The 14239-nt window shown below is 51.7% G+C and carries 12 protein-coding genes and 2 pseudogenes; 8 read left to right on the top strand and 6 right to left on the bottom strand.

Annotated elements, in window-relative coordinates; translation table 11 throughout:
* The first annotated feature begins 20 nt into the window (after nt 1–20).
* The 3 genes and pseudogenes from dnaG to rpoD all read left to right on the top strand — a co-directional run bounded on the left by dnaG (nt 21) and on the right by rpoD (nt 3235).
* The gene (gene dnaG, locus PHI12_01285) at nt 21–1808 is read left to right on the top strand and encodes a DNA primase (GenBank protein MDD5509434.1); all 1788 of its coding nucleotides are present in this window, start codon (nt 21–23) and stop codon (nt 1806–1808) included.
* Between the two features lie 155 nt (nt 1809–1963).
* Nucleotides 1964–2065: pseudogene (locus PHI12_01280) on the top strand (sigma-70 factor domain-containing protein).
* A 471-nt stretch (nt 2066–2536) separates the two neighbouring features.
* Nucleotides 2537–3235: pseudogene (gene rpoD / locus PHI12_01275) on the top strand (RNA polymerase sigma factor RpoD).
* 19 nt (nt 3236–3254) lie between these two features.
* Here the strand turns inward: rpoD and PHI12_01270 are convergent.
* Nucleotides 3255–4172: a hypothetical protein gene (locus PHI12_01270; GenBank protein MDD5509433.1), complete on the bottom strand. Its 918-nt coding sequence runs from the start codon at nt 4170–4172 to the stop codon at nt 3255–3257.
* Between the two features lie 130 nt (nt 4173–4302).
* Here PHI12_01270 and PHI12_01265 point away from each other — a divergent pair, with 130 nt between their 5' ends.
* Nucleotides 4303–4449 (top strand): DUF3096 domain-containing protein, encoded by a 147-nt coding sequence (locus PHI12_01265; GenBank protein ID MDD5509432.1) that lies wholly within the window; start codon nt 4303–4305, stop codon nt 4447–4449.
* An 84-nt stretch (nt 4450–4533) separates the two neighbouring features.
* Nucleotides 4534–7104, top strand: coding sequence for an SMC family ATPase (locus PHI12_01260; GenBank protein MDD5509431.1), 2571 nt, complete (start codon nt 4534–4536; stop codon nt 7102–7104).
* Nucleotides 7105–7112: 8 nt separating this feature from the next.
* Here the strand turns inward: PHI12_01260 and PHI12_01255 are convergent, their stop codons facing one another.
* Both PHI12_01255 and uvrA read right to left on the bottom strand, forming a co-directional pair.
* Nucleotides 7113–7664 carry an HDIG domain-containing protein gene (locus tag PHI12_01255; protein MDD5509430.1) on the bottom strand — a complete coding sequence of 184 codons (552 nt, stop codon included), beginning with the start codon at nt 7662–7664 and terminating at the stop codon, nt 7113–7115.
* Nucleotides 7665–7718: 54 nt separating this feature from the next.
* Nucleotides 7719–10574, bottom strand: coding sequence for an excinuclease ABC subunit UvrA (uvrA, locus tag PHI12_01250; protein ID MDD5509429.1), 2856 nt, complete (start codon nt 10572–10574; stop codon nt 7719–7721).
* A gap of 132 nt (nt 10575–10706) precedes the next feature.
* Here uvrA and PHI12_01245 point away from each other — a divergent pair, with 132 nt between their 5' ends.
* Entirely contained in the window at nt 10707–11093 is a 387-nt protein-coding gene (locus PHI12_01245; GenBank protein ID MDD5509428.1) for a PH domain-containing protein, read from the top strand.
* Between the two features lie 30 nt (nt 11094–11123).
* Here PHI12_01245 and PHI12_01240 read toward each other — a convergent pair whose 3' ends face one another.
* A complete protein-coding gene (locus PHI12_01240; GenBank protein ID MDD5509427.1) occupies nt 11124–11474 on the bottom strand; it encodes a hypothetical protein in 351 nt (116 codons plus the stop codon).
* 179 nt (nt 11475–11653) lie between these two features.
* Between PHI12_01240 and PHI12_01235 the strand changes: the two genes are divergently transcribed.
* Nucleotides 11654–13177 carry a YifB family Mg chelatase-like AAA ATPase gene (locus tag PHI12_01235; GenBank protein MDD5509426.1) on the top strand — a complete coding sequence of 508 codons (1524 nt, stop codon included), beginning with the start codon at nt 11654–11656 and terminating at the stop codon, nt 13175–13177.
* 40 nt (nt 13178–13217) lie between these two features.
* The gene (locus tag PHI12_01230) at nt 13218–13481 is read left to right on the top strand and encodes a SemiSWEET family transporter (protein MDD5509425.1); all 264 of its coding nucleotides are present in this window, start codon (nt 13218–13220) and stop codon (nt 13479–13481) included.
* On the opposite strand, the gene PHI12_01225 is transcribed toward PHI12_01230, so the two are convergent.
* Complete coding sequence (locus tag PHI12_01225) at nt 13478–13735, bottom strand: hypothetical protein (protein MDD5509424.1); 258 nt, start codon at nt 13733–13735, stop codon at nt 13478–13480. The two genes, PHI12_01230 and PHI12_01225, sit on opposite strands and share 4 nt — an antisense overlap.
* Before the next feature lie 80 nt (nt 13736–13815).
* On the bottom strand, nt 13816–14193 hold the full coding sequence (gene rplL / locus PHI12_01220) for a 50S ribosomal protein L7/L12 (protein ID MDD5509423.1): 378 nt from the start codon (nt 14191–14193) through the stop codon (nt 13816–13818).
* Nucleotides 14194–14239: the final 46 nt, after the last annotated feature.

Below are 14239 nucleotides of genomic sequence, written 5' to 3'. Positions count from 1 at the left end.
CGACGGAACAGGTTTTAGTGATGAGTGTCATTGAAGAGGTAAAGCAAAGGGTCGACATCGTTGATATCATCAGCCAGTACACTTCACTGACCAAATCGGGGCGGACCTTAAGAGGGCTATGTCCGTTCCACAGTGAAAAGACCCCCTCTTTTTTTGTCTATCCCGAGCAGCAGAGCTGGCACTGCTTTGGCGCCTGCGGCACCGGCGGTGATGTCTTTTCTTTCCTTATGAAAAAGGAGGGTCTTGATTTCGGAGAAGCCCTGCGCCTGCTGGGGGAAAGGGTCGGGGTCGGTATACCATCGAGGTCCGAGTCTCGTGTCGGCAAAGATGAGAAGGAGAAGCTTTATCAGATTAACGAAGCTGCCGCCCGGTATTTTCATGAACTGCTTTTGAATTCACCGGCTGCGGAGAAGGCCAGGGAATATGCCGCTGATCGAGACCTCTCATCAGAGACCATCGTCAGCTTTCGACTGGGCTTCAGTCTGAATAGCTGGGACGCACTAAAAAAGTACCTGGAGGAGCGGGGCCATAATGAGAAAGAACTGCTTAACGGAGGCTTGGTAACAGAGAAAGAAGCGGGGGGAAGCTATGACCGGTTTCGTAACCGGTTGATGTTCCCGATACGTGATGCTAAGGGGCACATCATCGGTTTTGGCGCCAGGGCTCTTGACGATTCGTTGCCTAAATACCTCAACTCTCCGCAGACGGCGGTGTTTGATAAGGGTAGTATCCTGTATGGCATAGACCTGGCGGCGCCGGCAATTAGAGAGCAGGATGCGGTAGTGATTGTGGAAGGCTTTATGGACGCCATCACCGCCCATCGGTGTGGCTTTAGTAATGTGGTTGCGTCAATGGGGACTGCGGTTACCGAGAAGCAGATTAATATTTTGAAGCGACTAACCAGGAACGTAATCTTAGCCCTTGATGCCGATGCTGCCGGTGAGGAAGCGATGCTGAGGAGCGTAGGTTATGAGAATACCCTGGGTGCTGAAGTAAGGGTTATCGCCCTCCCGGATGGAAAAGATCCCGACAGTGTCATTAAAGAAGATGCCCGGATCTGGCAGGACCTGCTCGGTAAGGCTATGCCCATTATGGACTATACCTTCAGTATGATTACCGCCGGTCTCGACCTTAGTACGGCCAGGGATAAGTCACTGGCCGCGGACAGGCTGCTTCCCATCATTGCTGGGATGAATGACATCGTGCGTCAGGGGCACTACCTGGAGAAGTTGTCTCGGCTGGTCAATGTTACCGGGCGTAACCTGGAAAACGTGTTAAGACGAATCAAGCCAACACCGGCTGGCTCACGGGCAGGAGTAGTGCGGCAAAGAGTTCCGGAACAGTCGCTACGCTCTGTCTATTCCAGCCCGCTCGAGGAGTATTTCCTGGCCCTCCTATTGCAGCACCCTGAGCTGAAGAAGCGTTCCCAGGAGCTGCTACCGGAATACTTTGAAAACAGCGAAAACCGGGAGATATTTACCACTTGGCGGCAGAGCGGTGATATACTATCTTGGAGGGGTGGGCTTGATATAGCTATTCAAGAACACCTTGATTTGTTATTGAAGAAGGACTTAATGGATAACCGGATAGAGCAGAAATATACTGACGGTAAGCTTCGCCTGCGCGAGAGGTTTCTACGCAGTCTCGAGGTAAAAAGGGCGGCGGCACTGGCTCTGGAGGCTGAACTGGGTGGCAGTACCGCCGAGTTGGCCAAGCTGAAGGAGCAGGGGGTAGATATCAGTACCCAGCTGGGTGAGGTCTTTACCCAAAAGAGCAGAGGGGCAGGTATAAAGGGGAGTAAGAAATGAATCAGGAAAACACCGACGAAACTCAGGATTTTTCACCTCAGGACCATGGCGACGAAGACCTATCATCGTATGAAAGACTGAACGAAGAGCTTCATCCCGATGTAGCCGACGAGCTGGAATTACCGCTCCATCAAATAGACGAGCAGGAGATTACCGACGATCCGGTGCGTATCTATCTTCATGAAATCGGCAGGGTGTCCCTGCTCACTGCCAAGAATGAGCAGGCCCTGTCTCGAAGGATAGCAGAGGGGAAAAGAATCGCTGAAATCGAGCAGGAATTCCTGGATAACTACGGAAGGCAGCCTTCGGCAGTTGAGATAGTACTTACTATGCTTAAGGAGATAGGGCAACTTTCCAGTTTTATTAGCATCGCCTTAGAGCAGGTCGATTTGGTGCCAACCAGCAGCTTTGAGGAGCTTATATTTAATACTAGACTGCGGGATAACATCGACGGTGAGATAGACCAGCAACTAATCCAGGCGGTGGCTTACCAGACGGGTAAATCGATCCCGGAGGTGGAACATCTCCTGATTAACCTGTCGCTAAACAGCTCCTTATTGCCCAAGGAGATTATCGAGGCTATTGGAGACGGCACTCCCGTGTCCGAAATAGAGAGCCTGGTAGAGAATAAGGATTTCATTGAGTCTATTCAGGGCTATGAGCAGTTATTCCGGTCCCACATAAGGAATATTCAGTATGAAGCGCAACGTTCAGAGAGCCATCTGATTAAAGCCAATCTGCGTTTGGTAGTTAGTGTTGCTAAAAAGCATGTCGGACGGGGTATGTCTCTCCTCGACCTGATTCAGGAGGGGAATATCGGTCTGATTAAGGCTGTGGAGAAGTTTGATTACCGCCGTGGCTACAAGTTCAGCACCTATGCTACCTGGTGGATTCGGCAGGCGATTACCCGTGCTATAGCTGACCAGGCACGTACGATTCGTGTTCCTGTCCATATGATCGAGACGATTAACCGACTGCTGAGGGTGAGCCGTCGCCTGGCCCAGAAGTTGGGACGGGAGGCTACCCCCAAGGAAATCGGTGTCGAGCTGGAGATACCCACGGAAAAGGTAAGGGAAATCATCAAGGTAGCCCAGCTGCCGATATCGCTGGAATCTCCTATCGGTGAAGAGAATGATAGCCATCTGGGCGATTTTATTGAGGATCGCAATGCCCTGCCGCCTCCTGAGTCTGCCTCCCGTCAATTGCTTAAAGAGCAGATTGATGATGTACTGTGTACCCTCACCCACCGTGAACAGCGAGTGTTGCAGCTCAGATTCGGTTTGGAGGATGGCAGAAGCCGTACCCTGGAAGAGGTGGGTAAGGAGTTTAATGTAACCAGGGAACGTATCCGTCAGATTGAGGCTAAGGCGCTGCGTAAGCTGCGTCACCCCAGCCGGAGCCGTCGGCTGAAGGACTATCTGGAATGAGAGATCCGTACGGGTTGTATCATTCTACTCTTGTCGTCTGCCATTGAAGATATTTCCCCTTAAGGTATCTCACGACATGGTATACCTGGACCGCGATAATTGCTGTGACTAATCTGGGTATCCACAGCCAGAAGGCATTCAGTCCCAGCGCCAGGTATAGTGCAGGGTCCTCAATCATGCTGTGGTTGATGCCGATGGAGATATGAAGGTCTTCCAGTTCGCCCTTGCTCAAGCCTGCTCTGCCGGCTTCTTCAATGATGACAGCACCCCCGTACAGTACGCCGAAAAGGACGGCGGTTATCCAGAGCATGGCGGCCCGGCGGGAAAGCCCGAGGATATGCATCACGGGCTGGAAGACCTTGATCAGGTTTTCAACCCAGCCCAGAGATCTCAGAGACTCCAGCCCGATCATTACCGCCATGACGATGCCGAATATTTTAGCAAGCAGCCACCCCGTCTCAATACCCCAGACCTTCAGTACCTGGGTAAAAGGTGCGCTGGCAGTGAAAGCATCTGGTATGACAATGTCTTGTGCGGTGTTGGGAAAGAACTGGGAAACAATCAATACGGCCAGAATCGCACCACCGATGCGGATCAGAGTTATTTTGGCGGCATGGATACCGGACCTGTGCTGGATAGCGCTCTCGATGATAAGGCTATGGGCAATCATAGTACAGACGGCAATCAGGGTCATCTGGCCTAAGCTGAACGGAAGCACCGACATCATGGCAATGGTGGTGTAAGGACCGATGAGCATTCCGCTGAGAATAGGTAACGCGGCTGCACCGGGAAGGTTTATCAGCTGCATTATCGGGTCCAGGAGAGGCATTACCTGGTAGAGCCAGCCGCTCCACTGGATTATTACTGCCAGGAAAGAGATAGGGATGAGCAGTTTGCAAATCCAGACAAAGCTTTTTCGCCCTTTTCTGGCTCCCATCAAGATGACACTGCTTAATTGACTGCGAGAAGGAGACATTTAACCTCAACCATTAGTCCGTTAATTCTATCTATAGACAAAACTCGAAGACTAATCTATAATCTAAAAACACTTGACCGAGGGGGCAACCATGGATATCGGCCTAAACCCTGGCTTCATTTCCGCTATCATCGCTATTGTCTTTGGCATCGTCATTTTGGTCAAACCCCGGGTGCTTGCCTATCTGATCGGCATCTACCTTATCATCATCGGAATATTCTATTTTGTCGGCTGTTGAAAAGATACCACGGCCGGCAAGACAAATCGAAAAGTGGTCTATGAAACTTAACGTAACTAAAGCTGCGTTGTCAAGGCTTTAGCGATGATTCCTATCAAGCTGTCGCTACATAACTTCATGTGCTACCGGGATAACGTGCCGCCACTCTCCTTTGATGGTATTCACACTGCCTGTATATCAGGGGATAATGGCAACGGCAAATCAACCCTGGTTGACGCTATTACCTGGGCGCTATGGGGGAAGACCAGAGCCAAGAGCGATGATGACCTCATCCATCTGGGTCAGACTGAGATGTGGGTGGAGTTTGACTTCGCTATCGGTGGGCAGCCGTATCGTATTATCCGCCGGCACGCTCGACCGAAGAAGAGTGGTGGGCAGGGTAGGACACTCCTGGAGCTCCAGATAGCCGATGGGGACGGTTTCCGTACTATTACCGGAAACACTATTACCCAGACCCAGCAGGCGATTATCGATATCCTGCATATGGACTATCAGACTTTTGTCAATAGCTCCCTTCTCCTGCAGGGGCGTGCCGATGCTTTTACCGTTAAACGTCCCCTCGAACGCAAGCAGGTGCTGGCTGATATCCTGGGCCTTTCTTTCTACGATGGACTGGCTGAGCGGGCCAAAGACCGGTCTAAAGAGTATCAAATGGTAAGGGAGCAGATGGAAGGCACCATTCGAGAGATAACCGGTGAATTGAGTCAGGAGCCGGTTTGGCGGGCTGAATTTGAAGCCGGGTCGGGGCAGCTTGCCGATATTGAAGAGCATATGGTCGGGCAGAAGGCCAGTCTTGACGGCATCAGACAAAAAAGGGAGGCTCTGGAAAATAAGAAACAGCAGCTGATACAACTGGAGGAGCATATCGATAAGACAGCACAGGACCTGGAGCGCTGGGATGGGCAGATTGGACAACACCTCCGACGCATTCAGGAGTATCAGGATCTGCTTGATCAACGTCCGGTAATAGAAGAAGGCTACCGGAGTTTTACTGTAGCCAAACAAATGATTGATGAACTTAACCGGAAACTGGGGCAGGTCAACATGATGAACGAGCACAAACACCAGATAGAGATGAGCATTACCCGGGCCGGGCAGGCACTACTGAAAGACCATGCTGTAGCCCAGAACCAGGTGAGTGAACTGGAGACCATTGTACAAAGCCTACCCTCGCTAAAGCAAGACCTGTATGATACACAGGCGCGTCTGGATCGACTGTCGGAGAGAGGAGAGGGACTGCAGGGTAAGAAGCAGGTCTCCCGGGAGCTTATGACTCGACTGAATCACCTGGAGTCTAACAAAATTCACCTGGAACGTGAAATAAAGGAGATGGAGGAGAAGCTTGGCCTCCTGCTTACTAAGGAAGGGAATAAATGTCCCCTCTGCGAGACGGAGCTTGCCGAGGATGGCTTAAAGCTGATTGAGATCAAGTATAACGGTGAAAAGCAGGGGAAGGTCGAGTCACTCAAGCTGAATAGGATCGAGCTTGAGCAGAAGAAGGCGGAGCTTGAACAGAGTGAGAGGGAAATCGTTCTGCTTGAGGCCGATCTAAATCGGGACAGGGTTTCCCTTCAAAGTCGAGTTGAAGCTCTGCGTCAGGAGATCAGCCGGGCTGAACATGCCAGCGACAAGCTCAAGGAGACCAGGGGAGTTCTTGCCGGTATTGAAGAACATCTGACCAGTAGGGATTTCGCTACCGTCGAGCAACAGGCGCTGGAACATATCGAAGAGGAACTGGCGGCACTGGGCTACAGCCCTGACCAGCATGAAGAATCACGTCGGCGCTTGGTTGATTTGGAGCGGTACGGAGGGCTCAAACAGAAGCTTGAGGAAGCAGAAAGGCTCATCAGCCAGGCACAGGAGGCCGTTGGTCAGGCAAAGGAGGCGTCTCGTGAACTGCGCTGTAGCTTGGAAAGTGACCACCGTAAAAAGGAGGTCATGAGTAAACAACTGGCACAACTGCCTGTGATTGTCGCTGAGCTGACCCGAGCGGAAGCAGAATATGAGTCGCAGACAGCGCTGCAGAAACAGGCCCAGGAAGCACTGGGGGGTCTTAAAGAGAAACTGAAGCGCTGCCGAGAACTTGACATAAAGTTACAGGAAAAGGAAAAATTACTTACCCAGGCAATAAGAGAGGGGAGTATCTATCAGGAGCTGGCTCAGGCCTTTGGGAAAAGGGGAGTCCAGGCATTGCTGATTGAGAGCGCTCTTCCTGAGATTGAAATGGAAACCAACCAATTATTGTCTCATATGACTGATAATAGAATGCACGTTAAGATGGAAACACAGAGGGGGACAAAGTCGGGGAGTGTGGTGGAGACCCTGGACATTAAAATTTCGGATGAGCTGGGAACACGAGATTATGAAATGTTCAGTGGTGGTGAAGCCTTCCGGATTAACTTTGCCATTCGTATCGCATTGTCCAGACTACTGGCCAGACGGGCGGGGGCACCACTACCCACTCTGGTAATTGATGAGGGTTTCGGTACGCAGGACAGCATTGGTATAGAGAAGATTAAGGAAGCGATAACCTCAATTCAGGATGACTTTGAAAAGATACTGGTGATAACCCATATCGAAGAACTCAGAGATGCTTTTCCCACCCGCATTAATGTCAGGAAAACCGCGGACGGGTCCACACTGGAAGTTAACTAGGGGCGGTATCATAGGCCCAGGTTACCGGCGATGTCCTGCATTGCCTTAAGCCCCAGGGAAACAAACTCTTCGATCTCAATGCCAAGCCCCTGGCATGATGCAATATGTTCTCTGTTGGCACCGGCGGCGAAGGCCTTTTCCTTGAATCTCTTAAGTACTGATTTGGTTTCAAGCCCGGCTAGCTTTTTATCGGCCCGGACCAGGGCCGACGCTGTAATGAGGCCGGTCAGCGGGTCGGCGCAGAACAGGGCCTTATCCAGCTTTGTCTCACAGGGGAGTCCATGCGCGGCATTATGACAGAGGATGGCGTGCACCATTTCCTTGCTGGCTCCCAGTTCGCTGGCGAGGTCGGCTCCCAGCTTACTGTGGCTGTTCTCATCACCATCGGTAAGCTCTACGTCGATATCATGCAGCAGCCCGGTCAGCCCCCACTCGTCTTCATTCTCACTGAGACGCTTGGCCAGAGCCCGCATTATTGCCTCGGTGGCCAGCATATGTTTCAGCAGGTTTTTGTTCTCTACGTTCTCATTAATCGATTCGAGTACTTCTTTTCTATTCATCTATCATCCCCGTTTTACCGCGAACAACCGGAAAGTACTGCCGGACGGAAGTAGTCAGTCTTTCAGTTTATATTCTACACCATTGGTCAATGCTTTGACCAGATACTGTCCGGTTATTGATGATGCCTGCTGCGTAACCTCCTCTGGTGTGCCGCTGGCGATTATGTAGCCGCCGTGGTCGCCTGCCCCTGGTCCGAGGTCAATGATATAATCGGCGTTCTTTATTACATCCAGGTGGTGCTCGATAACAATCACCGTATTACCTCCGTCAACCAGCCGCTGCAGTACCCTTAGCAGTGCCGCCACATCGTCGAAGGCAAGTCCGGTAGTCGGTTCATCGAGAATATATAGTGTCCGCCCGGTTGACCGCTTTGACAGCTCGGTGGATAACTTTACCCGTTGTGCTTCACCGCCGGATAGTGTCGGCGCCGGCTGGCCCAGGCACATATAGCCCAGTCCGACATCGCAGAGGGTGCTTAGCTTGTTCTTTATCTTGGGGAAGTGTTCAAAAAAGGAGCGGGCTTGCTCAATGGTCATATCGAGCACCTCGGCGATATTCTTACCCTTGAATCTAATCTCCAGTGCTTCACGGTTGTAACGCTTGCCCTGGCACACTTCACAGGGGACGGTAACATCGGGTAAAAACTGCATCTCAATCTGGGTAAAGCCATCCCCGCGGCATGACTCACAGCGTCCGCCCTTAACATTGAATGAGAACCTTCCCGGCGCATAGCCTCTCATGCGGGCCTCGGGGACAGTGGCGAAAAGCTCACGGATAGGGGTAAAGGTACCGGTATAGGTGGCCGGATTGCTGCGCGGAGTGCGTCCGATTGGCGACTGGTCGATATTGATTACCTTATCGATATGTTCCATACCGAAGACGCCGTCACAATCACCGGCTCTTTCCCTGGATCGGTAAAGCGTCTGCGCCAGGTTCCGGTAGAGGACTGTATTAATGAGGGTGCTCTTGCCGCTGCCCGACACGCCGGTAATACAGATAAACCTGCCCAGCGGGATACGGACATCAATATTCTTCAGATTATTCTGTCTGGCCCCTTTTATCATCAACTCCTCCCCGGAGCCGGGGCGGCGTTGATCGGGTAGGGGAATTCGCTTCTTTCCGCTAAGATACTGGCCGGTTATCGAATCTTTCGCTTTTATGATATCGTGCAGGGTGCCGCTGGCGATAATCCTTCCGCCATGCTCTCCGGCACCGGGCCCCATATCAATAATATGGTCGGCAGCTCGCATCATGGCCTCATCATGTTCTACAACCAGTACCGTATTGCCCAGATCTCTTAGTCTCTTCAGTGTCTGAATCAGCCGGAAGTCGTCGGCGGGGTGCAGACCTACCGTTGGCTCATCACAGATGTAGAGTACGCCCATCAGTCCGCTCCCGATCTGGGTAGCTAGGCGAATTCGTTGCGCTTCTCCACCGCTCAAGGTGGCCGAGGGGCGGTCTAATGTGAGATAGTCCAAACCGACGTCTTCGAGAAAACCCAGCCGTGCCGTTATCTCTTTAATAATCTGGTGGGCTATCATCTGTTCACGCTGGCTCAGGATAGGCTGCTTACCTTCTCTGAGTGCTTTTACCCAATTGAGGGCTTGGGATACTGATAACGAACTGATCTCAATAATATTCTTGCCTCCGATAGTTACCGCCAGAGACTCCGGCTTGAGGCGCTTGCCATTACAGACGGGGCACTCCCTGGTTGTCATATAGCGTTCCAGTGCTGCCCGGGAGTTGTCCGAATCCGTATCGCGATATAACCGTTCCAGCCGCGGAATTATACCCTCATAACCGGTGAAATATTGCCTTACCCGGCCGAAGCGGTTGCGATAACTTACCAGATCACCCTTCTCGCCGTACAGTATCAGATCAAGATGCTCCTTGGTTAAACTTCTAACCGGGTTATTGAGAGAAAAATCATGCCGTCGGGCTAGGTCATCAAGCTGCTCAAGATACCAGAACCCGGATTGATAGGGATGGATAGCCCCGTCGGCGATGGAGATATCCTTATTGGGAATAATAAGGTCGGGATCCAACTCCTGTTTGAAGCCCAGGCCGCTGCATTCCGGGCAGGCACCGTGGGGGCTGTTGAAGCTGAATGTCCTTGGAGCAATTTCACCAAGACTGATGCCGCAGTGAACACAGGCAAAGTGCTCTGAGAAGAGCATCTCCTCACCATTAACTATCGATACCAGGATCACCCCGGCCCCCAGCTTAAGAGAGGTTTCCACCGAATCGGTAATGCGATCCTGACTCCCGCTCTGGCCGACTACTAGCCGGTCGACCACAGACTCAATAGAGTGCTTCTTATTCTTGTCCAGATGTAATTGCTCGGACAGGTCATGAATGTCACCATCGATACGTACCCTTACGTAGCCTGTTTTACGTAAATCGTCAAACACCGCTTGGTATTCTCCCTTACGATCCCTGACCAGAGGCGCCAGAATCATGATGTGGCTGTCTTCGGGGAGTGCGGTGATGGCGTCAACAATCTGCTGTATCGTCTGTACTGTAATCTCCCGCCCACACTGGGGACAATGGGGGTGCCCGACCCGGGCAAAAAGCAGCCGTAGGTAATCATAGATTTCGGTTATCGTGCCCATTGTAGAACGTGGGTTTCGACTTACCCCTTTCTGGTCGACGGAAACTGCCGGGCTCAGGCCCTCAATGTAGTCAACATCCGGTTTTTCCATCAGCCCTAGAAACTGGCGGGCATAAGCCGACAGGGATTCTACGTAACGGCGTTGTCCCTCGGCATAGATAGTGTCGAAGGCCAGCGAGCTCTTCCCAGATCCGGAAACGCCGGTGATAACCACCAGCTTGTCACGCGGTATAGTGACGTTGATATCCTTCAGGTTATGCTCACGAGCACCTCTGACGATTATGGAGTCAAGCGACATATAATTATTTTCCTGCCTGGATTCATTGTAGCATCAGAACTGGAGCACAACAAGTTATTAAGAAGTGGTATAATCTGGGGTGTTGATACTGTCATAGTTGGCACTTTTATGTTTACTGGAGGTGATTGGATAATGGTACAGCTGGCTCCGGATATCATGGTGGACAAAAAGGATCAGTTAGAGAAGATTGAGGGGATATGTCTGCCGGATGAGACCATTCGAGCTGTCTTTGATTTGAAAGGTGCCGGTAGCGGTTTTATCGGGTTTACTGATAAGAGAATAATCTTCTATGACAAAGCGTTTATGAAGAAAAAGAAGGCCTTGGTGAGCATTCCTTATGCTCTTATCGCTTCAGTGGCTAGTGAGGACAACAAGGGTTTTTTCATTAGAAGCGGCTTCTTTGTCAGTGATACCCTTACTATCCAGACGATAGGGCTTGAGCCCAAGACCTTTGAATTCCGGGGTGGAGATAAAGCCCATCTGGCTCACAACATAATTATGGAGCATATGTTGAGATAGGATGGAGGCACCCGCTACTCCGAAAAAAGTCTATTTGAATTCCTTCTTGCCTATTGAAACAAATATCGTGGATAGTATCCCTAACGGGGGTGCGCATAGTATTGCTATGATAGAGCCGGCCAGCGCTAATTCCCAGAGTTTTCTCCTTCTGGCAAATATCCCTCCGATTAGAGCAATTGCCCCCAAGGCTATCCTGGAAATGCCCACCACTCCGACAATAGCAATAATCAGAGCAGGAAGGTCCCAATCCAGTTCACCAATTGTGGCAAAATAAATCCCGCCCCCGATTCCAAAGCAACCCGATATTACATTCAGGGTTCCGGCCGTAGCGGGCTCCCAGGGCTTTTTTACCAGGGCTGTTTCATTGCTCATGCTGGTCATTTATTATCTCCGGCAGTTCATCAAAATATAGTAGTATCTCGTAGCTGTCGATTGTTCATCAAGGCAAAGTAGTATAGGGCAAAGGACGCGGTTGTGTCAAGAAGGTAGGCCCTATACTTTGCGTGCCGAATCTATTTACGCTACAATGGGGTGTCGTACAAGAGGAAAGGTAAAAAGTCATGCTGGCCAAGGTAATCAGCTGTGCTGTTGTGGGACTGGAGGGAGCTGCTATCGAGGTTGAGGTGGATATCTCACCCGGACTGCCCTCATTTACTATCGTCGGTCTGCCCGATGCTGCTGTCCAGGAAGCCCGGGAGCGGGTTCGCGCCGCCATACGTCACTCCGGCTGCAGCTTTCCCAACCGGCGTATAGTGGTTAACCTTGCCCCTGCTAACCTGAAGAAGGCCGGACCATCCTATGATTTGCCCATTGCCGTTGGTATACTTTTAAGCTCCGAACAGATACAGGCCGACGTTTTTCATACCGTTATCCTCGGTGAGTTATCGCTGGACGGTAGCCTGCGCCATACCCATGGTGTCTTGCCTATGGCTGCGCTTGCCCGCGAGAAAGGGTTTACCACTCTTATTGTCCCTGAAGCCGATGCTAAAGAAGCATCCTTGATAGAAGGGATAAAGATTATCCCCATTGCTTCGCTGGCACAACTGGTCGGTTATTTGAGGGGAGAGATACCACAACCGGAATACCAGGCCGGTGGTATCCTGGAATCTGTTCCTGATCATCTCGTTGCTACTGACCTGGCTTACATTAAGGGACAGGAGCATGTCAAGCGTGCTTTGGAGGTAGCTGCCTCCGGAGGGCATAACCTTATCATGGTGGGGCCGCCGGGTAGTGGTAAAACATTACTGGCACGTACACTACCATCTATACTGCCGCCAATGAATTTTGAGGAGTCACTGGAGGTTACCAAGATCTACAGCATCAGCGGTCTACTACCGACAGATACTCCCTTGATTAGGCAGCGTCCCTTCCGTTCTCCTCACTACACCATCTCCAACGCCGGTCTGGTCGGCGTCGGGCACTGGCCAAAACCTGGGGAAATAAGCCTCAGCCACCGCGGGGTTCTGTTCCTTGATGAACTCCCTGAATTCGGTCATTCTGTTCTCGAGGTGCTGCGTCAGCCTCTTGAGGACAAGGTAGTTACTATCAGTCGGGCCCAGGGCAGCTTGACCTTCCCGGCTAACTTCATGCTGGTCGGTGCGATGAACCCCTGCCCTTGCGGCTTCTACGGCGACCCATTCCGGGCCTGTACTTGTTCTCCTGCAGTGGTCTCCCGGTATCAGAAGCGCGTCAGTGGTCCATTCATCGACCGTATTGACATCTTCGTCGAGGTGCCCCATATTGACTACGAGAAACTGGCCGATGACAGACTGGGGGAGGAATCAACTAAAGCACGGGAAAGGGTCAAGGCGGCTCGTGCCATACAGAAAGAGCGTTTCCGGGGAACCGGATTAACCTGTAATGCGGAAATGATGCCAACCGAGGTAAGAGAGTTTTGTCAGACAGAAGAATCGGCACGTAGCCTGCTCAAGGCAGCTATGAAGCAGCTCTACCTCTCCGCACGCGCCTTCCATCGCATCCTGAAACTGGCCCGCTCCATCGCTGATCTGGAAAATGCAGGGATAATCAAGGCCCATCACCTGGCTGAGGCTATCCAGTACCGGCCGAGGCGGGTGGTATTATAAACCCGGGTCCGGAGATAAAGACGGGGAAAGGTAATTATCGTTGAGTTCAGTAGAACTGCTCGGCTTTATCGCCGGGGCACTGACAACATCCAGTACAATACCGCAGCTTGTTCGCATCTTCCGGCTTAAGAGTGCCTACGAGATAAGCATGGCCTTTACCATTCTTATGCTCGTTGGCCTCAGTCTCTGGCTGGTTTACGGTCTCTACCTCAGTCTAACCCCGGTAATTGTCTGGAATGCTATTGGGACAGGCTGTGTCGCTATGCTCCTGGTTGCCAAACTAAGGTACGGCAGGAGGCCCTAGCCCCAGAGCCTTAGGGCGCCGACTATTCCGAGCATAACCAGGCCGACAATCATGCTTATTCTGCCCCCTAGTTTGAATGCTCCTGCCCTTGATTGCTCCGGTGAATACTCGAGAAACTCCTTCATATCAGTACGGTCGGTGAGGTCGTTGTACTCCTTCTTCTCATCAATCTTGCCCTTAAAAAAGACGCCGGCACCGACCGCGACAAACACTCCCCCCATAATCGTCAGTATCAAGCTATCGGGATAATGCATAATAAGCTGTCTCCCTTCAGTGAAAGCTATCACTGGGGATTATATACACTGTCAAAGGCTGTTGGCAAGTCGGGTAAACGCTATGTGACCTCGACGGTAGCCCCGGCGGCTTCCAGCTTGTCTTTAGCTGCAGCAGCCTCTTCCTTGCTGACCCCTTCCTTCACCGGCTTAGGAGCACTCTCCACCAGGTCCTTGGATTCTTTCAGCCCCAGGGAAGTCAATTCCCGTACTGCCCTGATCACATTAATCCGGTTGGCCCCGGCATCCTTGAGGACCACGGTGAACTCCGTTTTCTCTTCCTCGGCATCCGGAGCAGCAGCAGCTCCAGTCGTTGCCGCGGCAGCGACCACCGGAGCGGCGGCGCTAACGCCGAACTCAGTCTCAAGGGCCTTGACCATCTCCGACAACTCAAGTACCGTCATAGTCTTTATCGCTGCGATCATATCCTCAACGGCCATTTTCTGCCCTTTCTTGGCCTCTGCCGCAGTTCCCTGACCGCTGACA

Source organism: Dehalococcoidales bacterium (genome assembly GCA_028716225.1).
GTDB lineage: Bacteria > Chloroflexota > Dehalococcoidia > Dehalococcoidales > UBA5760 > UBA5760.
This window is presented reverse-complemented; position numbering and strand designations above follow the sequence as displayed.

Excerpts from the sequence above, each read along its gene's own strand:
- PHI12_01265 (MDD5509432.1), top strand. The coding sequence starts at position 4,303 with ATGGATATCGGCCTAAACCCTGGCTTCATTTCCGCTATCATCGCTATT.
- PHI12_01240 (MDD5509427.1), bottom strand. The coding sequence starts at position 11,474 with ATGACCAGCATGAGCAATGAAACAGCCCTGGTAAAAAAGCCCTGGGAG.
- PHI12_01260 (MDD5509431.1), top strand. The coding sequence starts at position 4,534 with ATGATTCCTATCAAGCTGTCGCTACATAACTTCATGTGCTACCGGGAT.
- PHI12_01245 (MDD5509428.1), top strand. The coding sequence starts at position 10,707 with ATGGTACAGCTGGCTCCGGATATCATGGTGGACAAAAAGGATCAGTTA.
- uvrA (MDD5509429.1), bottom strand. The coding sequence starts at position 10,574 with ATGTCGCTTGACTCCATAATCGTCAGAGGTGCTCGTGAGCATAACCTG.
- PHI12_01225 (MDD5509424.1), bottom strand. The coding sequence starts at position 13,735 with ATGCATTATCCCGATAGCTTGATACTGACGATTATGGGGGGAGTGTTT.
- rplL (MDD5509423.1), bottom strand. The coding sequence starts at position 14,193 with ATGGCCGTTGAGGATATGATCGCAGCGATAAAGACTATGACGGTACTT.
- PHI12_01255 (MDD5509430.1), bottom strand. The coding sequence starts at position 7,664 with ATGAATAGAAAAGAAGTACTCGAATCGATTAATGAGAACGTAGAGAAC.
- PHI12_01270 (MDD5509433.1), bottom strand. The coding sequence starts at position 4,172 with ATGGGAGCCAGAAAAGGGCGAAAAAGCTTTGTCTGGATTTGCAAACTG.
- dnaG (MDD5509434.1), top strand. The coding sequence starts at position 21 with ATGAGTGTCATTGAAGAGGTAAAGCAAAGGGTCGACATCGTTGATATC.
- PHI12_01235 (MDD5509426.1), top strand. The coding sequence starts at position 11,654 with ATGCTGGCCAAGGTAATCAGCTGTGCTGTTGTGGGACTGGAGGGAGCT.